This window comes from Pseudomonas sp. H1_D05 (assembly GCF_054682705.1).
In genome coordinates this window covers 4,892,455-4,917,359 of record NZ_CP162825.1, presented here as the reverse complement: position 1 = coordinate 4,917,359, position 24,905 = coordinate 4,892,455, and the positions used below count along the sequence as shown (strand labels likewise).

The following is a 24,905-nucleotide window of genomic DNA, read 5'->3' as shown; positions in this document are numbered from 1 at the left end:
TTCTACAGTGCAGCTCATGCCAGACCGGGTGGCCTGGCAAGACTTTGCAACCGTGGATGAACTGACCATGAGCACAGCAACAATCGGACAGGCTTACAACTACAAGGTCGTCCGCCAATTCGTTATCGCGACGGTTTTCTGGGGTGTGGTGGGCATGGCGATGGGGGTTTTTATCGCCTCGCAACTGGTGTGGCCAGAGATGAACCTGGACCTGCCGTGGACCACCTTCGGCCGCTTGCGCCCGCTGCACACCAGCCTGGTGATTTTCGGTTTCGCCGGCAGCGCGCAATTTGCCGCCAGTTACTACGCGGTGCAGCGCACCTGCCAGGTGCGGCTGTATTCAGACAAACTCACCGCGTTCACTTTCTGGGGTTGGCAATCGGTGATCGTGATCATGCTGGTCACCCTGCCGCTGGGCTACACCACCACCAAGGAATACGCCGAAATCGAATTCTCCGGCGCAGTGTGGATGGCCGTGGTCTGGGTCGCTTACGCCATCGTGTTTTTCACCACTGTGGTGCAGCGCAAGACCAAGCACATCTACGTCGGCAACTGGTTTTTTGGTGCGTTCATCCTGGTGATCGCCATGTTGCACGTAGTCAATCACCTGTCGATTCCGGTGGACTGGTTCAAGTCGTATCCGGTGTATTCCGGCGCCACCGATGCGATGGTGCAGTGGTGGTACGGGCACAACGCAGTGGGTTTCTTCCTGACCACCGGGTTCCTCGGCATGATGTATTACTTCGTGCCGAAACAGGTCAATCGGCCGGTATATTCGTATCGCTTGTCGATTGTGCATTTCTGGGCGCTGATTACCTTGTACATCTGGGCCGGCCCGCACCATTTGCACTACACCGCGCTGCCGGACTGGGCGCAGTCACTGGGCATGGCCATGTCGCTGATCCTGCTGGCGCCGAGCTGGGGCGGGATGATCAACGGCATGATGACCTTGTCCGGTGCCTGGCATAAGTTGCGCACCGACCCGATCCTGCGATTCCTCGTGCTGTCGCTGGCGTTCTACGGCATGTCGACCTTCGAAGGGCCGATGATGGCGATCAAAACCGTCAACGCCCTCTCCCACTACACCGACTGGACCATCGGACACGTCCACGCCGGCGCGTTGGGCTGGGTGGCGATGATCACCTTCGGCGCGACCTATCACATGGTGCCGAAAGTGTTTGGCCGCGAGCAGATGTACAGCACGCCGCTGATCAATCTGCACTTCTGGCTGGCGACCATCGGCACGGTGCTCTACATCGCTTCGATGTGGGTCAACGGCATCACCCAGGGCCTGATGTGGCGGGCGATCAACGAGGACGGCACGCTGACCTATTCGTTCGTCGAAGCGCTACAGGCCAGTCATCCGGGGTTTATCGTGCGCTTTGCCGGCGGGGTGTTCTTCCTCACCGGGATGTTGTTGATGGCTTACAACGTGTGGCGCACGGTGCGGGTGGCCGACATTTCACTGGCGCGCAGTGAAGCGCAGATCGCCTGAGGCAGGGAGTCGCGCGTGATGGAGATTTTCTTTGATGTGTTGGGCGTGATGTTTCTTTGGCTGGCGGTGGAGTACTGCTTGCGGCGGGAGACGGCGGACAGTCTGGATGAAGCGAGCATGGTGCCGTTTGCCGATGACCCCGAGGTGGCGCGGCGGGTTGAACGGGCTACCGGGAAAACCGTGAAAGCGGTGGCGCCGGAAGACGCCAAACCAGGCTGGATCAATCTTGAAATGTGAGAGGAATCAGTAGCGGAGGGGCCTCCCCCTCCGCTGCCTGCACATTTTGCTCTGACAGTCCGCCTCCGACAAACGGTAGATTTTTCGTATTTTCCCTGTCAGATCTGACAGTAGGCAGGTGGCAGGTTTGTCTTTATGTTGCTAACGAGACGGCACTCATAGCGCATCGTTTTCCAACGTGCTGCCAAACACTGCCACATGACCATCGGTATTGACCAGTCAGAACCAGGGAGCACCAAGATGAGAAACGCCCTCCTTTCATTGCTCCTTGTAACACTATTAGGCTGCTCACCCATCGCCACCCAGTCACCGGTCGAGCAAGGTGTCAGCAATAGTCCAAACGTAGCAATGACAGGTCCGCAAGTGGTCGAGCTATTGAACCAGCTCTACAACTCCAAATTCGTGAACTGCCATGAGTCAGCCAATCAACCGGCTTTTCTCTGTTCCGGGATCATTCTTCGAGTCACGGACAAGCAGCCTGGCGAAACGCATCACGTATGGAACCCAAGCCCAACCTCAATCAAGAACGGCGGAGTATCGTTTTCCTTCCTCAGGGCAGACTCGAAATTCGGCCGTCTGGCCTGGGGCAAAGGCAATGGATTAATGTTGTACCCCATCTTCGGTGCGCCGCAAGACAAGGTCGATCTGGACGTTTTGTGCTCCTTTCCCATCGATGGCTGGACCTGGAACCGCACCACCCCCTGTGGTCCACACGCCTCTTTTCCCGCGACAAGCCAGCGTTGCCGAAGTGCGGGTGTGACCACCGCCGAGCAATGGAAAAGCGTTTGGGATAACTCGCCCAACAGTCATCACATTCGACAATGTGGCTTCGACGTTTCCGAGGCAACCGGAAGGCCGGCTGCAGCGGCTTTTTACCAATCGGTACGAGCCCGCACAATGTTGAGCCAAGTGTCTGCACATTTCTCCGAACAGAATGAAATCGTGATCAAGACCTGGCCACAGAACCTGCAAAACACCTTGCCTCTGATGGCCTTCTTTTATATCGCCGGGGGGGACAATGCCGGGTTATCTCAAGCCCGAGACAATCAGAAGGATTTCTATGATTCCACTACTTCCAGAATCTGGGTGCCGGTGATCCGTCTGTATCCCCCATCCACATCAGCCCACGATGCAACATTCCAGTACGTTGACACGGATCAGTTGATCAAACCCTGATTCAGCCCGTGCTGCTCACCGTGCCTGCACTGCAAACGCAGCCAGTAGCGTCACCGCCAGATTGGCCTCGTCACGTGTGCAGGACTGGACCAAGCGAGGGCGATGGTGCTAGCCGCGTTCACGCGGTATCAGACTCTGCAATTGCAGCGCCAGAAAATTTGCATCAAATACAAACGTGTCGGGATCCTTCAACCCATTGGTCTTGCGCCACTGCCACTCACCGTCTGCCAATCCCACCAGGGAAATACTGCCGTAACGTGCCGCCGTAAGGCCCATCACCGCCAGGGAAATCTGCCCCGCGCTGCCCATCACATCCGGCACGAACTCTACCGGTTTGCCGGCAATCACGATGCTCAGCTTTTCCGTCTTGAAGGTCGAGGTTTCCACCGGCGTGCTCGGCCCGAACGCGACATACGTCTCACGGCTGACTTCCAGCAGATTGGGCATTTGTACCGGCGCAAGCCATTGCTCAATGTTGCCGAACAACTCGATGATCCGGGCGGCCCACGCCGCCGACTGGGTCTCGAACAGTTGGGCCTTGTGCGCTTCGCTCTCGGCATAGCGGCGAAGCATATCGCCCAGTTGTTGTACGTCGTCCATTGTTGCACTCCTCGGCTCAAAGCCTGCGAACTCCGATAGTGGCAGATCAACGTGCTGGCGTACGGTTAACCACCGATTCAAGCTCCGCATACGCTTAATCCAGACGAACGGTAGGATTTGCCCCCTCCACCTGTCAGATCTGACAGTAGGCAGCCAGCGACAGAGGGTTTTAGATAAACCCTCGAGTTGCTTGAGTTCCGGAGAAGCCGCATGACCGTCGATAACGGTAAAACACAACCCCAAGACATCGCCCCTGTGATAATTCCAGGCTGGGTTACAGCCATACAACATCCGGAAAAGCCACATGGCGGAGTTCCCCTGTCGTTGCACAACAGTGGCTTTCTCCAACTGCTAATCGATCCATGGCTCAACCATAGCGCCTATGACGACGCAGGCATATTGCTCGGAACCTCGGATGTCGCGGTGATCAACAAGGTTACCCAGCCGGGCGAGGAGAATCAGCGGTTCAACATGTATCTACCTGCCGCACTATTGAAAAACGACATCAACCTGGTACGCCTGCAAGTGACCCGAGTCGGTCAGGATCCCGAAACTTCGGAGGCGCTGAAAGTGCTCTATTACACCCCGCGCCCCGGTGACCAGATTTCGGGGGGTGGAGACAATCCCAATCTGATCATGAGCCTTCCGGCCGATGTCATCACCGACGGCATCGATGCCGGCCGCGCAGAAAAGGGCGTGGATGTGACTCTGCGTTACATCCATATGCGCGAGCGGGACATCATTACGCTTTATTGCGATAGCCTGGAAAAAGAGCATGTCGTCAGCGCGGCGCAAGCAGCGGCAGGCAGCGTGGTATTGAAACTGGTCGCCATCGACTTCTGGCAGGACAACCCCAAATTCGCCATGCGTTTCAGAGTCACCGATCAACTCGGCAACTCTTCCGGCCCCCAAGCCATCTGGTCAAAAACCACGTTGATCGATGTTCACTTACGCCGACAACCGGAGCTCGATCTGATCAGGCCCAAGGTACTGGAAGCGAAAGAGTCCGGCGGCACGCTACTGAACTTCATCAAGGATTTTTATGAAGCCAAGTTCGCCACGGCAGAAGTCAACTACACAGGCTCCGACACAGGGCAAACGGTAAAAGTCCAATGGCTCGGACGCAACTTCACCTACACCACTGAGGTGCAGACTGTAAAAACACCTGGGAAACGTTGCATTTCCAGATTCCGCGCCTGGAGGTCATCGACACTATGGGGGGCGGTGGTCGGGCAGAAGTAACCTACACGGTCAGATTGCCCGGCACTACCGATGACAAGCCCTCTCGCGATCTGAATCTGGCATTCACCGAGCAGAAGCACCTTCTAGGGCAACCCACGATCAATACGGACAGAACCAATTTAAGGGTTTACTACCCGACACTTGAAGCTCCCTACAGAGTGCGTATGGCGTTGCATGGTGTGACCACCCGCTATAGCGACGAGGTGGACATCGTCAACGAGTCTTACACCAACTTCCCGATTCCAGCGGCGTGGATCACAGAGAACCGCGGCAAAGACGTGATGTTCAACTACACGCTCAAACGTACCGGGACCAGTGAGCCACTGATCTTTTCATGGTGCCTCAGGGTGAGGCTCTAGCGAGTTACGAGGCAGGGCAACCGCAATCAAACCGACATTTCTCATTACCCTGAACGGTGAAGAGCAAATCATCATGCGCCAAATAATCGGTTTCATATTAATCGCTGTGTTGTTCGGTTGTTCCCAAGACACCCGGCAACTGCCGGCGCCCACCATTACCAATATAGTCCAGAGCATTGATGGGCCTGCCATTGCCGCACGCCTTTCAACCCTGTACGACCGCAAGTACGCGAACTGCAACAACTCAAACTCTCAACCTGCGTTTCTCTGTTCAGGCGTCATAATCAGAGTCACCGTCAAGGATCCTGACAACAAATATAAAGTCTGGGAACCGAGCCCGACTTCGGTAAAACAGGGCATGGTGACATTTTCCTATCTGCGAGCAGACTCCAACATCGCACGCTTCGCTTATGGTTATAACAACGGCTACATACTCTTTCCGATATTCGAAGCGCCCACAGACAAGCTTGATCAACAAATACTGTGCTCTTACCCGTACGACGCTTGGAGTCACACTCGTGGCAATACCCCTTGTGCAGCACACGCGAGCTATCCAGCGCAAAGCCAGCTATGCCAAAACGCGGGCGTGACCACCGCAGAACAATGGTACGAAGTCTGGAAAGTGCCCGGCGGCAGCCCCAATCAACGGCAATGCGGCTTTGACGTCAGGGATGAACGCAATGCATTGGCCGGCCCGGCGTTCTATCAATCCATACGCGCCAGAGGGCTGCCCAATCCGCGCAACGAGAATCACAACGAAATCCAGATCAAGACCTGGTGCGACCCCACCAGCGCCAACCCTGCCACTTCATGTAAACAGTCCTTCCCTGCCAACAGGTTTCCGATCATGGCGTTCTTCTACTTAAACGGCAGCGCGGGCCTGGCGGACGCCCAGTACAACCAGCGTGATTTCTATAACTCGACCAATCCGAAAGTCATCGTACCGATCATTCGTCTGACGCTTGCCAGTAGTGGCACGACTTTTACTTACATACAGGCCGATCAGGTGATCCTCCAGTAAGCCCATTCCAACTCTAGTTGAAGGAAAAGGAAATCATCATGTACAAAATAGTCGCATTCTTGCTGATCGGTTTGTTGACGGCATGCTCACAGCCTGCATCGCAATCACTTGATGTAATCGACGCGAGCGCAGTGCAGAGCCAGAGAATGGATGGCCCGGCTACCGCCACTTATCTCACGACGCTCTACGCCCGCAAGTTCCCCAATTGCAACAAAGTGGATTCGCAACCTGCCTTTCTATGTTCAGGGGTGATGATCAGGGTTACGGAAAAAGACCCGAACAATACTTATAAAGTCTGGGATCCGAGTCCGACCTCGGTAAAAAATGGCGGAGTCAACTTCTCCTATCTGCGTGCTGATAGCAACTTCAGCAAAATGGCCTGGGGCAACGCCAATGGCTACATGCTGTATCCGATATTGGAAAGGCTTGCCGGCACTGACCAGTTAGCAGTGCTATGTGCGTATCCCATGGACTCTTATGGATGGTATCGCAGTGCAACCGCCGTTTGCGTTGCTCACCCTTCTTACCCGAAGAGTGGCCACTGCCAGGATGCAAACATAACCACCGGCGAGCAATTCAAAGCGGCTTGGGATGGCGCTCCTGGCGATCAAAACCGGCGTCAATGCGACTTTGATGTCAGAGACGAACGCAACATGCTCGCCGGCCCGGCGTTTTATCAATCGCTGCGCGCCAAGAGCTTGTTAGGGCAAACAGGCTTCGCCCAATGGAACGACATACTTATCAAAACCTGGCCTGCCGGCAAGCAAAACACCTTCCCCATCCTGGCGTTCTTCTACCTCGGTTCGAGCACCGATCCCAAGCAGCTCGCCGATGCGAAATACAACCAACGGGATTTTTATAACTCGACCAGTGCGAAGGTGATCGTTCCCATCATTCGCGTGGAGTTGGCCGCCAGCGCGACCGGTACAGCGACGTTCACCTACTCCGCAGCAGACCAGGAAATCAGATAATGAGCACTGTTCGCACAATCTCTACAACGTTCGCAATGGCTGCCATCGGCCTGACGGCACTGTTGAGCTGGCCGGCTCATGCGCAGCCAAAATCGGACGACCCGGATAGCTTCATTCTGACGGTCGAGCGCTGCGTAAAATACATTCAGAGCGCGCATTGGGTGTATCGGGAATATGAATGGACTTTTTCCATCACACCCACACCTTGTGCCAGGAAAACCCTCCCGGAAGCCACGCCTTTTATTTGGGATGAGTTGACACGTGATTATTCCAACAGCCGCTATTGGCAAAATACCCACGGCATGCGCCACCAACTGATTTGCCACTTGGCGATCGCGCGCGATAAACCCGAATGGAATCTCGAGCCGTGGCGTCCGGATGTCGGATATGCCAAGACACTCGCCGCCGGTTGCAATCACGTCATCCCGTTACCTGAGCCTGCACCATGACACTTGCGTAAAACTTCATCGTTACAGTTATTTTGCTGCTGGCATCCATCCTTTAACCCAAGGAAACTCGGTGCAGGCCTGTCTTCACTCGCGTCAGGCCATTGCCCGAGGAACTTCAATGCGCACCATCGGCCTGATCGGCGGCATGAGCTGGGAATCCAGCGCCGAATACTATCGACTGATCAATCAGCAAGTCCGCGATCGTCTCGGCCCGTTGCGCTCGGCGCAAATGCTGATGTACAGCGTCGACTTCGGCCCTGTCGAACAGGCCCAGCACGCCGGGCGCTGGGACGATGCGGCGGCGATTCTGGTCGATGCTGCGCGCAGGCTTGAAGCGGGCGGCGCGGAATGCGTGGTGCTGTGTACCAACACCATGCACAAGGTCGCCGAACAGATTCAGGCGGCGATCAGCATTCCGTTTCTGCACATTGCCGAACCGGCCGCACAGGCGGCTCTGAACATAGATGCACGCACGGTCGGATTGCTCGGCACCGCATTCACCATGGAACAGGATTTCCTCAAGCGACGCCTGGTCGCCAAGGGTTTGACCGTGTTAGTGCCGGACGAGGCCGAGCGTAATGAAGTCCATCGGATCATCTACGACGAACTCTGCGTCGGCGTGATCAGCGATCAGTCGCGACAAATCTATCAGCGGGTCATTGAATCCCTGACCGCACGCGGCGCGCAGGCGATCATCCTCGGCTGTACGGAAATTGGCATGTTGATCAAACCCGAACACAGCGCCCTGCCCCTGCTCGACACCACCGAACTGCATGCACAGTCGGCGGTGACGTTCGCCCTGGGCGACTGACTCAGGTTTTCGGACGACTGCGCAGACGGGCCATGCTCAGGGTGTCGACCCATTGCCCATCCCGCACGGCGTAGTCGCGGAACAGGCCTTCTTCCTCGAAACCGAACTTGCGGTAGAGGCCGATGGCCGCTTCGTTATCGGCATACACGGTGAGTTCGACGCGGTGCAGATTCATCCAGTTGTCGGCAACCTCCAGCGCCGCCGCCAACAGCGTCGAGCCCACGCCTTTGCCCTGCCACGCCACGGCGACGCCCATACCGAAACTGCCGGCATGCGCCCGGCGCATCCGTGAATGAGCCTCCAGCCCCAGATTGCCGATCACCACACCCTGATGCAGCGCAACCAGCTTCACCGCCCGTTCGTTGTCCGCCAGCAGGCGCTGGCGCCAGACCTCAACGGACTGAAACGGCATCTGCAGCACCTGACGCGCCACAGCTGGATCGTTGTACAGCGCAGTGATGCCCTCAATGTGCGATTCGTTGAAACGCTCGAGGTGGATGGCAGGGTTGTGGTCTGGCATGGCGGATCCTTCCTGGATCGATGTGTGGCTGACCACTCTAAACCGATAAACCGCTGTCTGGCGAATATCAAAATGTGGCATCCAGCCTGATGGCGACAGCGGTTTGTCAGCGACATGTTCAATGACTGACACCGCACCTTCACGAGCAGGCTCGCCGGCGTAAAAGCCCTGAAGCGAGTCCGGCTATACAACCGTTCGTCAGAAACCCGCCCGCACCTGTCAGATCTGACAGTAGGCAAACGTCCTGCTCAGGTGTTTGATCAAACCATCCCGGCAGTCCCGCGTATCAGGCCGCCCGACAAAGGAAGGTGCTTTCATGACAAACGATAAAGTGAACAACGCAGTGCTAGCGCTCTATCCCGGTCAAATCGACGGTGCGACCACAAATGTAATCAGCGACCCGACGCCGCCGCCAGATGTGCCCGTGCAAGGTGTGCCGTTGAACCTGTTCCTCCCCGTGCTCAATCTCAACGGAGTGCTGGCGGGCGCAGTGAAACTGCGCATCGATCCACCGCCGGTCGACAGCAGCGACGACATCAATGCCATCTCCTTCTGGCTCAACGGAAAAGAAATCCAGAGCACAACGGTCACCCCCGAAAATCGCGACAAACAGTTTTTATTTGATGTATTCCAGACCGACTTGCTGGACAACGTCGTCAACAAGATCCTCTATAAAACGCACCGCCCCAGCGGCAACACCGGGACTTCCACAGAGCTATGGGTGCTGTACAGCGACACCCTGCCCGGTGGCAACGATGTGCCGGAAGACGATGGCGATGAACACCCTGACCTTGAACTCAACTTTCCACCCGAACTTGGCGATCCACCACGAATTGGCAAGGATGAAGTCGAGAAAGGCGTCACCCTTACTGTCGACTATCCATACACGAAGGCCTACGACCGGATCACCCTGGAGATCCGCCGCGAGCGGTTCTCTTTCACCGTCAAACCGGCGGATGTTGGCAAACCTGTTCCTCTGTTCATTGATTCAGACAAGTTTCAACTGGTCGGCAGTCTGGATGCCTGCCCGTTCTCCTACACCGTGGTCGATCAACTACTCAATGCTACTCACAAGCGACGCTGGTCGAAGATCAGTCGAGCGGACATCAACCTTACCCAGTTGATTCTGGACAAGGCGATCCTGCGTGAAGTCATTGATGACGACATGGATGTGCCCGAGATCGTAGATCTGGACAAGATCCTCGGGGATTCACTATTGGTAGTGGTACCCCCCAAAGCAGGTATCCATAAAAAGGGCGATGAAGTTGTGGCGATGTATCGGGCCACCCAGCCCGATGCGCAATGGGAGCTGAATGGAATATTCGAAGAAAACTTCGGCGTGTTGCTGCCCTGCGTTATGAAACTGGAAAAAAGCAAAGTCGTTTCGGGCAGCAAGATTCAAGTAACGTACCAGCTCAAACGCAACGGCGAAGTCATTGGCGATTCAAGAGTGGCCAAGGCTGATGTGATTGGCGGCACAGTCGGTGATGACAAACCGGTGATCTCACTGATCACCGGATCGCCGAGTGGAGAGGAAATTCCTGATGGCAGCGACACTGTGGAAACCGCTGTCACGCTAACCGGCGTCGCGAAAAAAGGGGAAAAAGTCGAGGTGTTCAGCGGGCAGGTGTCCCACGGCAAACCCGATGTCGATGGCGTCACCGGTCTCTGGACGCTGCTCATTCCGGGGCTGGACGAGACAACATACGTTTTCGTGGCGAAGGAGTTGTATGGAGCGGGACAGAGTTCCGATGCCTATACGATTAATGTAGTGAGCATGCAGCCGCCGGTGCTGTTGGCACCGGCCGTCAATCCGATCGATGTGCTGGCTTACGAGCAAGGCGTCACCTTGCGCGTCGCGTTTGCGCAAGCATTGCCGGGGCAACAAGCGCAACTCAAAGATCGTGATCCGCTGCCTGGGAGTGAGCCGTTTCCAGTGGTGACGCTTGATCCGAATAGCCAGGCTGACTTTCCGCTTGATTCAGCGTTTCTGGTGGCGCGCAGGGGAACCAGTAGAAGGTTTTATTGGACATTGATCAGTGGCGGCAAGCCGGTGGGGGATTCGACGGATTTGACGTTGGTTATTAATTCCATTGCCGAGAATGATCCTCGGTTGCCGACGCCGAATATTGCCGGGGAGACTGGTGAGGTACTGGAAACGAATGAACTTGAATCCAACGCTAGGATTCTTTCGGCGAAATGGCCTTTGCAGAAGCCGGGGCAACCGCTCTGGATCACGTGTGAAGGTAGTGACAAGAACGGAAATCCGGTTACAGAGGTGGTTCGCAGTGGCGAGCCGAATGATTCGGCAACTGGATTATCGGTGACAGCGCCCGTCGACTGGTTGAAAGCGCTAAAGGATGGTACGGATTTGCGGGTTAAATGCGCTTTCAGTCTCGATGGTGGTACTGATGGGAACGCAGCGGTGCCTCTTCTGTTACGTACTTATAAAATCAGTGCATTCGTGGAAGTTCGACCTGCGATTACCGGAGTAAAAGATTCGATCCGGGAAAACATTGCAGAGGGCGGAACGACAGCCGATTTCGCTGTGACGTTAAGCGGAACTGCAAGTGCCGGTCAGAATATTCAACTCTACGATGGAGCGTCCACGATAGGGCCTGTCATCAAGGCTCAGACAAACGGAGATTGGAGTCAGACAATCGATGGCTTGACCCTCAGAACGTACAGTTTTACTGCTGTTGCGAAATATGGCAGTGGATTGGTGTCGACCCCGCCGAGGACTTTAAAGGTTGTGGATTACGTGGAGGAGAACTTTGATGATCTGCCAGATCATACGATAAAGTACCAGGAACAATTTGAGACGCCTGCAATAACCATTGAGAACATTGGCAACCCAATTGGCATTAGTGCGCCTATTCAATCATTTCCTGGAAAAATAGAGGGAAAAGTGCTGGGGGGCTCAACCTATACTCTAGGACAATTTAAGATAAGACTGAAACCAACGTATAGAAGAATTAGTTTTTGGATCGCACAATCACCGGCCACACAACCCGCAACGATCTACCTATATATGAATCAAACATTAATTACGACCAAGCAACTACCTCAAAACCCCACTCAAACGGTTCAATTATGCGATATCCCAGCAAGCGCAAGCTTTAACTCAATAACATTTGTCTTTACTGGAGGAACCGGCACAAACTATCAAATTGATTACATACGACTCTACAAATAACGCCACCCTCACGGAAACATAACACGACTAGCAATCAGACGGGTTTTAGGCTGATGCTGAAACATTTGCGTTGTGCCCGATAAGTCAGGTTTTCAGCGGCTGATCGGGCGCTATCGCTAGCAGGCTCACTCCAACAGTTGGATTGAGTGCATTCAGTGGGCGTAAAGCTCCCACAGTTTTCCAGGGTGTTGACCCGATCCAGATTCACTATAGATCCCTGTGGGAGTGAGCTTGCTCACGAAGGCGTCAGTTCAGTCTCCATCGTCGGTGAATGTGCCGGCGTCTTCGTGAGCAAGCTCACTCCCACTCTGGATTGTGGTCGGACACAACGCCCCGTTCGGCCTCTAACCCTGTGGGAGCTATCAGACCGCTTTCGCGAGCAGGCTCACTCCTACAAGGGAATGCATCACGGCTGGAACCATTCCTGACGTTCATTGAAGGTGTGGTGGATGAGGTCCGTGAGGGTCTGCACTTCGGCCACATTCTGCGACTCAGCGTTAACGGCCAGCCATGCCTGTAACCGCATCGGTTCATCGAACAGCCCCGGCAGTGCGATCAGGCCTCGATCAAACCGGCTCATATACGCCGGCAACAACCCAATGCAAGCGCTGCAACGAATCATCTCCAGCATCAACTCATAAGACTGCATCTGCACCACCCCGGCCAACCTCTGCTCAACCAGGTCATTCCACGGCCGGAAGCTGCTGATCTGTCGGTCATGTTGCCATTGCACCAGCATGAAGTCGGCGAGGTCGTCGGGGGTGTCCGGCCGTGCAGTGACGCGGGAGTAGCGTTTGGCGATGTGTGGCAGGTAATCGAGGCGTGCCAGCGCTTGCGGTTCGCTGGTGGCGAAGGTCGGGCCGGGGTGCGGGGTTTCGCCGTGGGCGAGCCAGAGGACGATGTCGGCGCTGACCGCACGCAGGGACAGTTCGCTGTCCAGCGCGATGATTTCCAGGCGCACGCTGGCGTTGCGCCGCAGCAGTGCGATGAGATCGCGGCCGAGGATGTCGTGGAGGATCGATTCGGCGACGGCGAGGCGGATCAATGGTTGCTCGATCACCGGCAGTTTGCGTTCGTTGGCCAGCGCTATGAGTTTGGCCTGTAGCTGTTGGCCTTCGCGGGTGAGGCTCAAGGCGCTGCCCTGAAAGCTGAACAGGGTGTGTTGCAGTTCTTGCTCAAGCTGGGCCAGTTGTTTGCGCAACAAGGTCGCGCGCACGTTGAGGCTGCGCGCGGCTTGCATGAAGCAACCGCAGCGGGCGCTGACGAGGAAGTATTGCGCGACTTCGCTGTCGATGGCGGCGGCGTGTGCGAGCCACGGTTCGCTGTGGTCGTGCGGCCAGTGGTAATCGTTGGTGCCCGGTCGTCCTGCGGGTTCGGTGAATGACATCGATGACTCCCTGTCGATCTTTGTATTTGTCTTAACGCAGCTCCCTGTAGGAGTGAGCCTGCTCGCGATAGCGGTGTGTCAGTCGACATTTCTTAACCTGACACACCGCTATCGCGAGCAGGCTCACTCCTACAGGGGGTTTGTGGTGAAGGTGAAATCAGTGTTTTTCCTCGAGGACTTTGTTGAGTTCAGCGCCGTCGATGCTCAGGGTTGCGGTGTTGAGCATGCCGTCCAGATACGCCTGGGCAATCTGCTCCTGCCGCTGCGCACGCAAGGCCTGGGTCAGTTGATCGCGCAGTTCATCAAGAGTTGCGGCGCGCGCCGGTTGTTGTTCGGTGAGTTTGATCACGTGGAACCCAGCGGCGCTTTGGACGGGATCAGAGACTGCGCCAACCTTGAGCCGCGCCACGGCGCCACGCACCTCCGGTACCAGTTGCTGCAACGGTTGCAGGCCACTATCACCGCCGCGTTCAGCGGTGACGCGATCCTGCGAATACTGCGTCGCCAGTGCAGCAAATTCCGCCGGTGTCGCCTGCGCTTTCTTGCTCAGCTCGGTGGCCTGCTTGCGCACAGCCTCAAGACCTTGCGGATCATTCACCCCAAGGAAAATCTGGCTGACCCGATACAACGCCGGCGTCTGCCAATTCGCCTTGCCGGCGTCATAGGCCTGCTGCAATTCAGCCGCACTCGGATAATCCGCCGGCACCTGGCTGACCGAACGCAAGTAATCACGGAACACGATCTGCTCAGTCGCTGCCCGGGTCTGCCGCGCAACCTCGGGACGCTGCGCCCAGCCCTGCGCATCGGCCTGCTCGAGCACCGCTTTCTCGGCCAGACGCGTGCGAATCCAGCGCTCCAGCGCCTCACGATTGCCGCGCAATTGTTCGCGGGTTTCCGGCGGAACTGTAGCCAGCAACGCCTGAAGTTCCGCAGGGGTTACCTGCTGATTACCCAACCGCGCCACCGCCGGCCCCGTTGCAACCGCCGCTACGGACGACGATTGCTGGGCGGCGACCGGGTCACTGCCCGGCCGCACCACCAGCGCCACGGCTACCACCAACAACGCCACCGCTGCGGCGCTGATCACCATGGCAGGCTTTTTCACAGCGCGACTTCCTCTTGCTCGGCGACGGCGACTTTGGCGGTCTGCGCGCTGCCGTTCTGGGTGAAGTCACGCAGATAAACGATGAACTCCTGCAACAGGCGATCCCACAATTCCAGGTTGCCACGCAGGTGATCGTTGCTCACGCCCGCCACCACCACATCCATTTCCATCACCAGAAACTCGCCCTGCAACGACAAACGCGCAAAACGACGGCTCGCGTTCCACTGCTCGGCCACACCCTGTGGCAACTCACCCTGCACCCGCAGCGCACAGCTGAAAGTGAAATCGACGTAACTGCCCTGCTCCACCGCCGGATTACCAAAACGCACGGCGTAACCAATGCCCTGGCTAGCGCTGAGCAACTGGACGATGCCGTTCTGCTCGGTTTCGTTGACGCGATAACCTGCAGCTTGCAGGACTTCGGTCAGGGATTTTGGCGATACGTGGCTGATCAATTGAGTCATTGTTTCTTCCTTGTTTGTCAGTGCGTGAGCGCGGCTTGCGGCGCGTCGAATTGAGTCTTGTAAAGGTCGTCGCCAAACCCCTGAGCCAGTTCATCGAACTTGACCCGGGCGCTGCCCGCGAAGGGCTGGCGGATCTTCATCACCTCGGCCACGTCGATGTTTTCGTAGGCAGTGAGGATCTGCTTGGCGACGCCGTACATCTGCTGATTCTTGACTGAACATTGCTGCACTTGTGTGTCACGTTCAGTCAATTGCGCTTGAAGCTTAGACCGTTCTGCCTCTTTAGCTCGGGCCATGACCAGCAACTCGTCATAGGCCTTTTTGAACTTGCCGGTCTGCTCGGCGCTGGCCGCTACCTGTGCCTGCGCCTGGCTGTGCAGGCTCTGCTGCTGCCCGGCCAGTTGCTCAGCGACGCCTTTGGCCTTGGCCAGTTCAGCGCTCAATTGCTTGATTTGCGCCTGCGCAGCCTTGGCTTCGTTTTGCGCCGCCAGTTGCGCGGCGCTGGCCTGGGCCTGCTGACTTTGCAGGGCCTGCAACTGTTGCGTGGTGCTGCGCAATTGCGTGCGCAGGCGCTCTTCCATGCCTTCGGCATTCACCCCGGTGGCAATCAACAGCCCGAGCCCGAGCAACACAAATCGCGTTTTCATAACCCTCTCCCGGCGCCTTAGAAGCGCGTGTTGATCTCAAGCTGCAAGACGTCGATGTCGAACGGCGCGCCGTACACCGCTTCGGTACTCATCCAGCGACCGGTCGCGTAAACGTTCTTCGCCAGACCATAGTTGCCGCCGATGAAATAACCCTTGGCGTTGGTGCCGCCGAGGTGGAACGACGAGTCGTTGAAGCCGTCCGGCAAGGCATCCGGCTGGATGTACTTGTAGCCAGCGAACATGTTCCAGTCGCCCTGCTTTTTCAGGTCCAGCGCGCTGCCGAGAGTGAACTGCACCATCCACGCATTGGCGCCGCTTTCAATGTCGCCGTTGCTGTCGAGGTTGTTGACGATCTGCCCGGCCGAACGCTTGCGCATGTCGCCTTCGTCGTAGGCGAGGTTGTGGATGTAGTTGCCCTGGCTGCGCAGTTTGAAATCTTCTGGCAGGTCGGCATCCCAGACCATGTTCAGATCGAGCAGGTTGAATTCCGAAGCGAGGCCAACAAACTGCGGCTGCGGCGTGGTGGTCGGGTTGAGCGGGTTCGGCGTGATGTCGCGCAGCAGGAACACGCTGTTGCCCTTCTGCATGAACGCTGCGCGGCTGCCATCGCTGTCGCAACCTGGCGCGCCGGCCCACGGTTCGCAAGGGCTGGAACGCTGGCCTTGAATGTCGTCGAAGCGGTAGTAAGCCAGCGCGCCTTTCAAACGGTTGTTGCTGTTGATTGCCCACTTGGCGCCGATCTGCGCGCCGTACAGCCACTTGTTGTCGCTCTCTTCCTTGTCGAAGCCGTTGCTGCTGGCGGTGTCGTTGGTGTAATCCACCGGGAACGCACCGACGGTGCCGAACACGCCCCAATCGCGGTTGAGTTTGTGGTCGAAAATCGCTGCCACACCGTCGAAGTTCAAATCGTTGGAATAGAGCATGTCGGTGGACATGAACGGGTTGGCGAAACGCCCGCCGGTCAGGGTCAACTCATCGGTCGGCTTCCAGTTCAGGTAACCCTGATCGAGCCAGATGTCCTTTTTGGCGAAACCGCCGCCGAGGCTTTGTGTGGTCGATACCGGGTTGTTGTCCGAGCCGGTGCCGATGCGAATGCCGGCAGTCCATTGCGGCGAGATCTCGGCTTTCATGCCCAGCCGTGCGCGGATGCGGAACTGGTTGGTGCGGTCTTCGCGGGTGTTGAGCAGTGGCGGCAGATTGGTGCTGCTGTTCGGGTTAACGTCGTACGGGCCATTGTTGTTGAGCTTGGCGAAGTCGACGATCTCGTTGCTGTTGCTGTCAGAGTAGTAGCGCGATTCATCACGCAGGCGAATGTCGCCGTCGAAACTGATGCGCGCCGCCCATTCCGGGAAGCTGTTGGGCGCGGCCCAGTTTTCCTGTTTGGCGGTGGCCATGACTTCGGCTTTGACCTGGTCGCGGATCTGGTCGCGCACCGCTGCCGGCACGTATTGCACACGCACGTCACCCGGCGCAGCGACCGGCCCGGCCGCGACTGCGGTGGATGCGGCGGCCTGTTTGGCCTGGGCCGCTTCGTTCTGCGCCTGAGCGATCAGCGCGTCGGCCTTGTCCTGTTTCAGAATGCCCTGCTCGACCAGCAAGCGGATCAGATTGATCGTGGCGTTCTCCGAGGGCGCAGGCGCTGCCACGGCCTGACCGACCAGGGTCGCAATGACCATGCCGACCGCCAGGGACAATCGATTCACATTGGAAATCATCTGCACACAACTCCTTTTGGCAAAGCGTAAATAAGTGAATTAACCCGGACGCCGCCCTTGCAGGGACAGGCGCACAGGCAACGTGATGGAGGCCGGTGGCCGTTCGCTCAGCGCCGGCGCACCGCGTAACGCGGCCAGCACTTGCGTATCAATTTCGGGGTTACCGCTGGACTTGATCAGCTCGACCCGGGTGATTTCGCCGACGCCGCTCAGCCACACGTCGGCCTGCAGCGAGAACGCGAGGTTGCGCAGCTCAGGGTTCTCACGCAGCAAACGCTGGAAGGTGAACGCCAGAAACTGGCTGTACGTCCCCGTGCCCAGACGCCCGCCGCCGGTCCCGGCCATGCCGCCGCCCTTGCCCGCGCCGATATTGAAAGCGTCATTGCCGGACTGCGCATCGCCGTCCATTTGCATCGGGTTGGCCAGATCGTCCGCCGGCGATGGCGGTGCCTCTTCCTCGGGCTTGACCTCTTCTGGCTCGGGCGTTGGCTCGGGCTCGACGACTTTTTCTTCGACCGGGGTTTCCGGCTCCGGCGGTTTTTCTGGCGGCGGAGGTGGCGGCGGTGGCAACGGAATGATCGTCGGCACCTTCGGCGCTTCGCGGCGGATGCCGCTCATGTCATTGGCCCACTGCCACAGGAACCACGCGGCGAGCGCGCCGATCAGCAAGCCGGCGCCCCACTTCGCATAACGCAGCGCTGGTTTTTTCACCGGCAGCGGCTCGATCGGGAGTTGTGCGGTCATGACTCAGCCCTGACTCGGTTTGCCGGTGACGAGACCGACCTGGGACAGTTCGAGCCGGCGCAACAGATCCAGCACTTCGATGACTTTCTGGTATTGCACGGTCGCATCGCCGCGCACGATCACCGGGAAATCCGGGCTCTGCGCCTTCTCGATGCGCAGGCGTTCTTCCAGTTCAGCCAATGTCACCGGATAGGCGTCGAGGAACACCTGGCCGCCGTCGTTAACCGAGATCGCCTTGGTCTTGGCCTCGGACAGCGACACGGAGGCGCTGGCCTTGGGCAGGTTGATCTGGATCCCGGAAACCTGCGCGGTGGCGGTGAGGATGAACATCACCAGCACCACCATCAGCACGTCGACCAGCGGGGTGATGTTGATGCTGTCCACCGCGGCATCGTCATCATCGTCGTGGGAGGCATTTACAGAAGCCATGTCAGTGCTCCTCAGGCCGGTACGGAGTGGTTGGCGTGATGGCCGCGATGCGACGCTTCACTGAACTGGCTCTCGCCGTGCATCTCCGCCAGACGGGTGATGAACTCGTCGACGAACACGCGCATGTCGGCGCTGACTTCCTTGTTGCGGGTGATCAGGCGGTTGTAGCCAAACAACGCCGGGATCGCGACGAACAGGCCCATTGCCGTGGCGAGCAAAGCAGCAGCCATACCGGGAGCGATGGCGTTGATGTTGACGTCGCCGGCCATCGCGGTGCCGAGGAACACCACCATGATCCCCAACACCGTGCCGAGCAGGCCGATGTATGGGCCGCCGGCGATGGCGTTGGACAGGGTCGAGAGTTTCGAACTCAGTTGCTGGTTTTCCCGGGTACGTACGCCGTCCATGGAGCAGCGGATCGCTTCGATGGTGGCCGCTGACACCGACGAGGTATCGGCGCCCTGCTCGCGACGGGTGCGGATCTCTTTCACCGCTACCAGATACAGGCGCCACAGCGACGAATGCTGCAAACGCTGGGCGAGTTGCGCGTCGTCGGCGAACATCTCCAGACGCGTGCCGACCTTGGCGAACTGCACGCGGAAGTCTTCGTTGGCGGCAGTGACACGGCTGAGGCTGCGGTTCTTGCGCAGCATGATGATCCACGACTGGAACATCATCAGCACCAGCACGGCGATGATCACCCAGGCATCGATTGGCACGGCGTTGAGCAGGAAGCCGAGGCTGCCGAAACCGAAACCGGACTGTTCTTCGTCGACACCGTAAGCGACCAGTTTCGACTCGGCGCCTTGCGAGGTGGCATCGGCCAGCAGCAGTGCTGCCGGACGTGACACTTTCGACAGGCGCAATTCATCGATAGCGCCCACGAACGGCTGAAAAGGACCTTCGTGCACGTCAGCGCCGATGGCCATGACCGAGTTGAAGGCCGGCATCGCCTGGGCGAGCGTGGCGGCTTCGCGGCCATTGATGAACAGGGTCACTTTGGAACCTTCAGCAGTCAGCGCAACGTGCTGCCATTGGCCCGGATTCAGCGCTTGTGTGGCGACGGCGCGTTGGCCATCGATCTCCACAAACGGCACGCCTTGGTTCGCACCGATCAGCAAGCTGTTGGCGCCTTCGCGACGGGCGAGAATCAGTTGCTCGCCATTGGCCTGATCCAGACGCAGCCAGGCACTGAAGGTGAACGCACTGCCAGCGTTGTGCTGCAGCGATGGACTGGCCGGCAGCAACAGCGGCTGACCGCTGAACTGCAAGGCGCGCCCGACTACGCCGTCAATCGCCGCGCCGGTCGCGCTTTGTGCGGTATTACCGTAGGCGGTGGTGTCTTTGGCCGGGGTGCCAGTGGCGCCGTCAAAGTGATAGAGCGCGGTGTAATTAGGGTCGAAGGTCAGTTGGCCGTTGCCGGTGGCCGGCGCCTTCTGATTGCCGTAATACATCCAGATGTCCTGGCGCTGAGCGCCCTCGACATTCGGCACATCGACCCAGATCAGCGCCATGCCCATCAGCGCATCAAAACTTTCGATCTGGTGGTTGAGCACGGTCTTGTCATCGGCGGCGACAAAGCGCAGGTCCGCGCCGTCCTCTTTCACCCCATCGAAGGTGAAGTTGCCGGTGTGCAGGCGCACCAGCAGCGCAGTGCGGCCAAGAGCCTGATTGATCGCCGCGCCTTGTGGCGTGGTGTCGACGGCGATCTGTTTACGGTAGTGCCAGTCGTCCTGCCACCAGGCCTGAGCCGTGGCCGGGAGCACGAAGCCCAGGCAGATCAACAACGAAAGGAAGAGGCGCTGCATGAACGTGCTCCTTGTCAGAAAGTGGCTTGAAGGTTGAAGTGCAGGCGCGATTCCTGCTTCGAGGTGTTCGGCCCTTCGAGTAGCGGGTAGCCCCAGTCGAGGCTGCCGGACAGCCATTTGCTCAGGCTGGCGCGGGTGCCGAGGCCGACGCTGGCCAGGGCGTAATTGGCGTCCTGGTCCGGCAGTTCGTCGCGCAGATACAGTTGCGCGCCTTCGGCGAAGGCATAGAAACGCCAGTCCTGCATCCATGTGCCGGCGTACTTGGCCAGCGACGGCGTGCGCACTTCCTGGCTGAGCAGCAAGCCGTCATCGCCGGTGCGTTCGGCAGCCAGATAGCCACGCACCGAGGTCGCGCCGCCGGCGGAGAATTGTTCGTTGGAAACCAGTGGCCCCGAGGCCAACTGGAAAGCGGCTTTGCTTGCGCTCTGCCAGTCGCTGTCGAAGGTCCAGGTGTAATTCGTGTCGCCCTTGAGCACAGCGAAACTCGGCTTGGCGCGGTAGCGCTTGTAGTCGAAATCTTCGTCGGAACTGCCGTAGCCGAAAATGCTGCGGGTCGCGGCAACCAGACTCAGACCCAGGCCGAGCTGGCTTTTTTCGCTGTAGCGATAGCCGTTGTAGGCGAAGGTGAACGGTGCGTATTGCAGCGGGACTTTGTCGCTCTCACCGGACAGGGTCAGGCGTTCGTCGAAGTCCTTGAAGTCGATGCCGGCCGACAGCGAGTTCGACCAGTTGCCGCTCGATGGCAACGTGTAAATCGCCGAGACGCCATAGGAATGGCCCTTGCCCAACACGTTGCTGCCGCCGATGGTGGCGACGTTGCTATCGGACTGGTAACCGGAGAACTGCACGCTCCAGCGATCCGTCAGCGGCGCGGTATACGAACCCGACCAGACCTTGGCGTTGTCAGTGTCCTGCGGCGCGGTGAAGTAAGTCAGGTTGATGCTGTGGCCGAGTTGCCAGAGATTGTTGTAGCCGAGGCTGGTGACGGTGCGCAGCTTTTCGGTGTCGGCGCTGTAGTCGTTGTTGAGGCCGACGCTGGCGGTCCACGGGTTCTGGTCTTCGACCTGCAGATCGACGTCCATGGTGCCCGGGCGCTGACCTTCGCGCACCAGCGGCATGACTTGCCGGCCCGGGGTTTTGTTGAGTTGCGCCAGTTCGCCCTCGGACCTTGGCGAAATCCGGCACCTCGCCTTCTTTCAGCGCCGGGACGTCGTCGCGAATGTCCAACGGCGAATAGTGTTTGGCGCCGACCACTCGCACCCGGCCGACCTTGGTTTCGCTGACTTGCAGGTAGACGATACCGTCGGCGACGGCTTGCTCGGGCAGCTCGACGAACACCGATTGATAGCCGCGTTGCTGATAGGCCTTCTGCAAGGCGTCCCGAGCACCTTCGATATCCGTGAGGGCTTTTTGCGGGCCGAGAAACGGGTACACCGCCTCTTCAATCGCGCGTGCATCGAGCACGGTGTTGCCGCGCACGAAGTATTCGTTGACGTCGACCAGACGCTGCGCCGCCGCGTTGTTGGCGGCCTCCTCGGCCAATGCCGGCTGCGCGCCCGCCGTCACCAGCAGCCAGCCCCACAGCGCCAGCCGTGACTTGAAAATCGGTTCCACACTACCCCCTGAATTCGCGATGACCTGTTGGCGTTTCGAACGCCGCGTGTATGGCGTCAATTGCTGGCTGTCGAGGCGCAGGCGTGTTTGCCCAGCCACGTGTGCAAAAGCGCGAAGTTCAACGAGAACTCGGGCATTTGCAGCAAGGCGCCGCAGAACACTTCGCCGATGATTTTTTGAATGAGCAGCACCGCGCGCGGCTCGTTGAGCAACGTGGCGATGTCGCGACTGAGGGCGTTGAAGCTCCAGACTTTCTGGTTCAGGCCCAGGCCAACGAACCAGCGGAACAGCAGGTTGTAATTGAGCTGTTCATACAGTTGCTGTTCGCTGGGCACCGAATACAGCAGCTGCAGAAGCAGGATGTGCATCACCGTTTGCGCGGGTATCAACATGCCCGGCTCGGCATTGAGGTCGTGCAGGAGTTCGCGGTGGGCGTCGAACAAGTCGTCGATCTGCGGGCGCAGCAACACCAGCGAATGGCCCGGCGGAATGTAGCTGGAGACCTCTTTCAAGGCGCCCTGCCAGTCATCCTGCGAGACGATCCAGACCCACGGCGCGCCGTAGCGATACACCGAAACCGGCTTCTTGCGCGCGGCTTCGACGATCTTCGACAGGCGTTGATCGAGTTCCTGCATGCCCACTTTCGAGTAGCGTTCCATAGTCCCCATTGCCTCACTCCCGGCGTCCCGCCTCGGCTTGTGAAAAGCGCCCCATTGGGCCCCTCAAGCGCGTTACATAGGCATGACCGGACTGGCGATGTGCTACCGAACTTTTGTCATAAAAGCTTCATTACAGGATTGATAGGGATTTAACAGACAACACAAAACCCTGTGGGAGCGAGCTTGCTCGCGAAAGCGGTGTGCCAGTCAATTAGAAGGTGACTGACAGGACGCCTTCGCGAGCAAGCTCGCTCCCACAGGTTTACCGTTTTATTTGTATTTGGCTTTAAGTCGACCCGGGATGGACTCGAGTCAGGGGCCAGCACATATCGAATAGGTGACTTAACGAAATATCGCGCAGGCGCCACACGGTAATTCAGTCCCCCATTCAAGTATGGCTAGTCGTTCTTCAAATGAAAGAATCCTTTTACTTTCAGCCTCTCCGGTCCTGGTGGAACCGGAGAGCCTTTCAACTTCATATCCATACTGAACAACCCAGTGGCTGTCTTGGGTGACTCTGTATACGAGACAGCAAATGAACCAGACTCAACACCATATTCGTAATGGTACGAATCGCTGTAGTCGATATACTTCACATCCAACAGATCCTTCGCGTCATATATTAGAAACGACTCTCTTTTGGGAAACGTTAATAGCAATTGTTTTTTTGGCTCCATATTTCCGCCCACACCCTGACGTCCAAATACGCTGAAACCGTAGGTTGTGTCGTCAAGGGTAACAATATCTGCCCGCATGCTTCCGCGCTGGTCGGTTTCCACTTCAAACAGGCCAATTGCATTGGCTACGACCACTTCAGTGTCCGTCTTCATTTTTGTCATCCTGATAGGCTATTTGTCTATTGAAAGAGCGGCACAGCCTGAACTTTCAATGCATGCTGCATAGACTGTGTCACCTACCATAAGTACATCCATCGCGGAAAAGATGTCTACTGTCAGACTTGACAGTAGACAAACTCAAAAAAATTGGGATCAGGCGTAAACTGGCCACACTTCAACGATCTTTCCACCCCGCACGGCTAACAAATCCCCAAACTGCAACAGCACTGCTTCAGTCTGCGTCGGACGCAGGAAGACTTGATCTTCCACAACCAATCCCACGGCATTCGAGCCATTGACCATTTCCTGATTCGAGCTGCGGCCGTACACCCCATTACTCTGCAAACCGGCTGGCGATTCGAACTCGGCCATCCAGTTACCGCCGTAGATGAAATAGGTCTGGCGCTGATTCTGATCCCACCACGACAACAGCTTCGACCTGTCATCCAGTGCCGGAATATTCACCGCGCCTGTGCTTTTCAAGACTGGCGTGGCGATGTAAGTCGCGGGCACATGCTCGGTCAGCGAAGGCAAATCGTAGTGCGTCGGTTTGAGCATCGCCGTGCCCACGGAAACCTCGGTACTCAGTTTCTCGTTTTCGTGAATGCGATAACTCGGACTGCCAGCAGTGTTCAGGCACAACCCGTCGAGCCACAACCCCGGGAACTGCTGTCGGGTGAAATCGACGCAGTGCTGATAAATCACCATGACCTTGGCGAACAATTCTTCCGGTGAACCGAGAATCCCCGGCACGCCCATGCCTACGAACGGGTCATAACCCATGAACCCGGCGAACTCCAGATGCTGGGGGTTAGCGCTGATCAGCGTGAGCATCTGCCCAAGGACATTCACATCACTGACCCCGCCACGATGCAGACCGACGTCCAGTTCGATGTTGATGCGCATCCGTGTGCCCAAACCCTGCGCCAGCGCAAGGTATTGCTGCAAACGCTCCGGCCCGTCGAGTAGCCATTGCAGTTGCTTTGCGGGATCGAACGGACCTTTGTGGGTTTGGTAGAACAGCTCTGCCGAACGCACCGGCAATGGCTTGCCGAGCAGGATGTCGGACTGTGGAAAAACCTGCGCATCGTGATTGAGAAACGGCTGATGAAACGACATCAGCCTCTGCGTTCCGGCACGCTGTGCGATGTAGCTCAAAAGTCCCGGTGCTGGCAGCGACTTCTCCACCAGCCGCAGGTGTTTGCCGCCGCGCTTGACCGATTGCATCACCACATCGATGTTGTGATCGAGGCGATCCAGATCGATCAGCAGCACCGGGCGCATAGGCCCCTTTTCCTTCAACTCCTTGTTCAGCGCCCGGAAGTATTCGCTGTACGGCGCGCCGCGATCGCCCGGCCGCAGCCACGCGCCAACGCCGACCAACAAAGCACCGACACCCAACGTGCCGAGCAGAAAATTG

At 57.8% G+C, this 24,905-nt stretch carries 23 protein-coding genes and 1 pseudogene; 10 read left to right on the top strand and 14 right to left on the bottom strand.

Annotated elements, in window-relative coordinates; all coding sequences use genetic code 11:
• Positions 1 to 67 precede the first annotated feature (67 nt).
• From ccoN to AB4O11_RS22245, 3 genes are all read left to right on the top strand, one after another.
• Complete coding sequence (gene ccoN / locus AB4O11_RS22255; protein WP_460128566.1) at positions 68 to 1,495, top strand: cytochrome-c oxidase, cbb3-type subunit I; 1,428 nt, start codon at positions 68 to 70, stop codon at positions 1,493 to 1,495.
• Positions 1,496 to 1,513: 18 nt separating this feature from the next.
• Complete coding sequence (locus tag AB4O11_RS22250; RefSeq protein WP_460128564.1) at positions 1,514 to 1,732, top strand: cbb3-type cytochrome c oxidase subunit 3; 219 nt, start codon at positions 1,514 to 1,516, stop codon at positions 1,730 to 1,732.
• A 198-nt stretch (positions 1,733 to 1,930) separates the two neighbouring features.
• The gene (locus AB4O11_RS22245; RefSeq protein ID WP_460128562.1) at positions 1,931 to 2,908 is read left to right on the top strand and encodes a halovibrin HvnC; all 978 of its coding nucleotides are present in this window, start codon (positions 1,931 to 1,933) and stop codon (positions 2,906 to 2,908) included.
• A 108-nt stretch (positions 2,909 to 3,016) separates the two neighbouring features.
• Here AB4O11_RS22245 and AB4O11_RS22240 read toward each other — a convergent pair whose 3' ends face one another.
• The gene (locus AB4O11_RS22240; protein ID WP_116254703.1) at positions 3,017 to 3,508 is read right to left on the bottom strand and encodes a hypothetical protein; all 492 of its coding nucleotides are present in this window, start codon (positions 3,506 to 3,508) and stop codon (positions 3,017 to 3,019) included.
• 210 nt (positions 3,509 to 3,718) lie between these two features.
• Between AB4O11_RS22240 and AB4O11_RS22235 the strand changes: the two genes are divergently transcribed.
• From AB4O11_RS22235 to AB4O11_RS22210, 6 genes are all read left to right on the top strand, one after another.
• The gene (locus AB4O11_RS22235) at positions 3,719 to 4,750 is read left to right on the top strand and encodes a hypothetical protein (RefSeq protein ID WP_460128560.1); all 1,032 of its coding nucleotides are present in this window, start codon (positions 3,719 to 3,721) and stop codon (positions 4,748 to 4,750) included.
• A 164-nt stretch (positions 4,751 to 4,914) separates the two neighbouring features.
• Entirely contained in the window at positions 4,915 to 5,109 is a 195-nt protein-coding gene (locus tag AB4O11_RS22230; protein WP_460128558.1) for a hypothetical protein, read from the top strand.
• A 73-nt stretch (positions 5,110 to 5,182) separates the two neighbouring features.
• The gene (locus AB4O11_RS22225; protein WP_460128556.1) at positions 5,183 to 6,130 is read left to right on the top strand and encodes a halovibrin HvnC; all 948 of its coding nucleotides are present in this window, start codon (positions 5,183 to 5,185) and stop codon (positions 6,128 to 6,130) included.
• Positions 6,131 to 6,168: 38 nt separating this feature from the next.
• A complete protein-coding gene (locus AB4O11_RS22220) occupies positions 6,169 to 7,101 on the top strand; it encodes a halovibrin HvnC (protein WP_093433026.1) in 933 nt (310 codons plus the stop codon).
• Positions 7,101 to 7,550 carry a DUF2599 domain-containing protein gene (locus AB4O11_RS22215; RefSeq protein ID WP_093433029.1) on the top strand — a complete coding sequence of 150 codons (450 nt, stop codon included), beginning with the start codon at positions 7,101 to 7,103 and terminating at the stop codon, positions 7,548 to 7,550. The genes AB4O11_RS22220 and AB4O11_RS22215 overlap by 1 nt, the downstream gene beginning before the upstream one ends.
• A gap of 118 nt (positions 7,551 to 7,668) precedes the next feature.
• Entirely contained in the window at positions 7,669 to 8,361 is a 693-nt protein-coding gene (locus tag AB4O11_RS22210) for an aspartate/glutamate racemase family protein (protein ID WP_460128554.1), read from the top strand.
• A gap of 1 nt (position 8,362) precedes the next feature.
• Here AB4O11_RS22210 and AB4O11_RS22205 read toward each other — a convergent pair whose 3' ends face one another.
• The gene (locus AB4O11_RS22205; RefSeq protein ID WP_320336877.1) at positions 8,363 to 8,881 is read right to left on the bottom strand and encodes a GNAT family N-acetyltransferase; all 519 of its coding nucleotides are present in this window, start codon (positions 8,879 to 8,881) and stop codon (positions 8,363 to 8,365) included.
• A 316-nt stretch (positions 8,882 to 9,197) separates the two neighbouring features.
• On the opposite strand from AB4O11_RS22205, the gene AB4O11_RS22200 reads away from it, so the two are divergent.
• Complete coding sequence (locus AB4O11_RS22200; protein WP_460128552.1) at positions 9,198 to 12,077, top strand: hypothetical protein; 2,880 nt, start codon at positions 9,198 to 9,200, stop codon at positions 12,075 to 12,077.
• A 406-nt stretch (positions 12,078 to 12,483) separates the two neighbouring features.
• Here the strand turns inward: AB4O11_RS22200 and AB4O11_RS22195 are convergent, their stop codons facing one another.
• From AB4O11_RS22195 to AB4O11_RS22140, 12 genes and pseudogenes are all read right to left on the bottom strand, one after another.
• Positions 12,484 to 13,464 carry a LysR family transcriptional regulator gene (locus AB4O11_RS22195; protein WP_460128550.1) on the bottom strand — a complete coding sequence of 327 codons (981 nt, stop codon included), beginning with the start codon at positions 13,462 to 13,464 and terminating at the stop codon, positions 12,484 to 12,486.
• 157 nt (positions 13,465 to 13,621) lie between these two features.
• Positions 13,622 to 14,569: a peptidylprolyl isomerase gene (locus AB4O11_RS22190; RefSeq protein WP_257354887.1), complete on the bottom strand. Its 948-nt coding sequence runs from the start codon at positions 14,567 to 14,569 to the stop codon at positions 13,622 to 13,624.
• Entirely contained in the window at positions 14,566 to 15,033 is a 468-nt protein-coding gene (locus AB4O11_RS22185; RefSeq protein ID WP_460128547.1) for a YbjN domain-containing protein, read from the bottom strand. The genes AB4O11_RS22190 and AB4O11_RS22185 overlap by 4 nt, the downstream gene beginning before the upstream one ends.
• Before the next feature lie 17 nt (positions 15,034 to 15,050).
• Positions 15,051 to 15,680, bottom strand: coding sequence for a DNA repair protein (locus AB4O11_RS22180; RefSeq protein WP_320336880.1), 630 nt, complete (start codon positions 15,678 to 15,680; stop codon positions 15,051 to 15,053).
• Between the two features lie 17 nt (positions 15,681 to 15,697).
• The gene (locus tag AB4O11_RS22175) at positions 15,698 to 17,395 is read right to left on the bottom strand and encodes a putative porin (protein ID WP_099759024.1); all 1,698 of its coding nucleotides are present in this window, start codon (positions 17,393 to 17,395) and stop codon (positions 15,698 to 15,700) included.
• Between the two features lie 39 nt (positions 17,396 to 17,434).
• Positions 17,435 to 18,139 (bottom strand): energy transducer TonB family protein, encoded by a 705-nt coding sequence (locus tag AB4O11_RS22170; RefSeq protein WP_093433049.1) that lies wholly within the window; start codon positions 18,137 to 18,139, stop codon positions 17,435 to 17,437.
• 3 nt (positions 18,140 to 18,142) lie between these two features.
• Complete coding sequence (locus AB4O11_RS22165) at positions 18,143 to 18,568, bottom strand: ExbD/TolR family protein (protein ID WP_003201710.1); 426 nt, start codon at positions 18,566 to 18,568, stop codon at positions 18,143 to 18,145.
• A gap of 11 nt (positions 18,569 to 18,579) precedes the next feature.
• Positions 18,580 to 20,376, bottom strand: coding sequence for a DUF2341 domain-containing protein (locus AB4O11_RS22160; protein ID WP_460090768.1), 1,797 nt, complete (start codon positions 20,374 to 20,376; stop codon positions 18,580 to 18,582).
• Between the two features lie 14 nt (positions 20,377 to 20,390).
• Positions 20,391 to 21,990, bottom strand: a pseudogene (locus tag AB4O11_RS22155) (ShlB/FhaC/HecB family hemolysin secretion/activation protein).
• 56 nt (positions 21,991 to 22,046) lie between these two features.
• Complete coding sequence (locus AB4O11_RS22150) at positions 22,047 to 22,658, bottom strand: transposase (RefSeq protein WP_093433056.1); 612 nt, start codon at positions 22,656 to 22,658, stop codon at positions 22,047 to 22,049.
• 389 nt (positions 22,659 to 23,047) lie between these two features.
• Positions 23,048 to 23,479: a hypothetical protein gene (locus AB4O11_RS22145; RefSeq protein WP_320336883.1), complete on the bottom strand. Its 432-nt coding sequence runs from the start codon at positions 23,477 to 23,479 to the stop codon at positions 23,048 to 23,050.
• Positions 23,480 to 23,638: 159 nt separating this feature from the next.
• Positions 23,639 to 24,847: a DSD1 family PLP-dependent enzyme gene (locus tag AB4O11_RS22140; RefSeq protein WP_286079831.1), complete on the bottom strand. Its 1,209-nt coding sequence runs from the start codon at positions 24,845 to 24,847 to the stop codon at positions 23,639 to 23,641.
• Between the last annotated feature and the right edge of the window lie 58 nt (positions 24,848 to 24,905).

Bases quoted from the DNA above. Each gene is read 5' to 3' on its own strand.
- ccoN (WP_460128566.1), top strand. From the start codon at position 68: ATGAGCACAGCAACAATCGGACAGGCTTACAACTACAAGGTCGTCCGC.
- AB4O11_RS22250 (WP_460128564.1), top strand. From the start codon at position 1,514: ATGGAGATTTTCTTTGATGTGTTGGGCGTGATGTTTCTTTGGCTGGCG.
- AB4O11_RS22245 (WP_460128562.1), top strand. From the start codon at position 1,931: ATGACCATCGGTATTGACCAGTCAGAACCAGGGAGCACCAAGATGAGA.
- AB4O11_RS22240 (WP_116254703.1), bottom strand. From the start codon at position 3,508: ATGGACGACGTACAACAACTGGGCGATATGCTTCGCCGCTATGCCGAG.
- AB4O11_RS22235 (WP_460128560.1), top strand. From the start codon at position 3,719: ATGACCGTCGATAACGGTAAAACACAACCCCAAGACATCGCCCCTGTG.
- AB4O11_RS22230 (WP_460128558.1), top strand. From the start codon at position 4,915: ATGGCGTTGCATGGTGTGACCACCCGCTATAGCGACGAGGTGGACATC.
- AB4O11_RS22225 (WP_460128556.1), top strand. From the start codon at position 5,183: ATGCGCCAAATAATCGGTTTCATATTAATCGCTGTGTTGTTCGGTTGT.
- AB4O11_RS22220 (WP_093433026.1), top strand. From the start codon at position 6,169: ATGTACAAAATAGTCGCATTCTTGCTGATCGGTTTGTTGACGGCATGC.
- AB4O11_RS22215 (WP_093433029.1), top strand. From the start codon at position 7,101: ATGAGCACTGTTCGCACAATCTCTACAACGTTCGCAATGGCTGCCATC.
- AB4O11_RS22210 (WP_460128554.1), top strand. From the start codon at position 7,669: ATGCGCACCATCGGCCTGATCGGCGGCATGAGCTGGGAATCCAGCGCC.
- AB4O11_RS22205 (WP_320336877.1), bottom strand. From the start codon at position 8,881: ATGCCAGACCACAACCCTGCCATCCACCTCGAGCGTTTCAACGAATCG.
- AB4O11_RS22200 (WP_460128552.1), top strand. From the start codon at position 9,198: ATGACAAACGATAAAGTGAACAACGCAGTGCTAGCGCTCTATCCCGGT.
- AB4O11_RS22195 (WP_460128550.1), bottom strand. From the start codon at position 13,464: ATGTCATTCACCGAACCCGCAGGACGACCGGGCACCAACGATTACCAC.
- AB4O11_RS22185 (WP_460128547.1), bottom strand. From the start codon at position 15,033: ATGACTCAATTGATCAGCCACGTATCGCCAAAATCCCTGACCGAAGTC.
- AB4O11_RS22180 (WP_320336880.1), bottom strand. From the start codon at position 15,680: ATGAAAACGCGATTTGTGTTGCTCGGGCTCGGGCTGTTGATTGCCACC.
- AB4O11_RS22175 (WP_099759024.1), bottom strand. From the start codon at position 17,395: ATGATTTCCAATGTGAATCGATTGTCCCTGGCGGTCGGCATGGTCATT.
- AB4O11_RS22170 (WP_093433049.1), bottom strand. From the start codon at position 18,139: ATGACCGCACAACTCCCGATCGAGCCGCTGCCGGTGAAAAAACCAGCG.
- AB4O11_RS22165 (WP_003201710.1), bottom strand. From the start codon at position 18,568: ATGGCTTCTGTAAATGCCTCCCACGACGATGATGACGATGCCGCGGTG.
- AB4O11_RS22160 (WP_460090768.1), bottom strand. From the start codon at position 20,376: ATGCAGCGCCTCTTCCTTTCGTTGTTGATCTGCCTGGGCTTCGTGCTC.
- AB4O11_RS22150 (WP_093433056.1), bottom strand. From the start codon at position 22,658: ATGGGGACTATGGAACGCTACTCGAAAGTGGGCATGCAGGAACTCGAT.
- AB4O11_RS22145 (WP_320336883.1), bottom strand. From the start codon at position 23,479: ATGAAGACGGACACTGAAGTGGTCGTAGCCAATGCAATTGGCCTGTTT.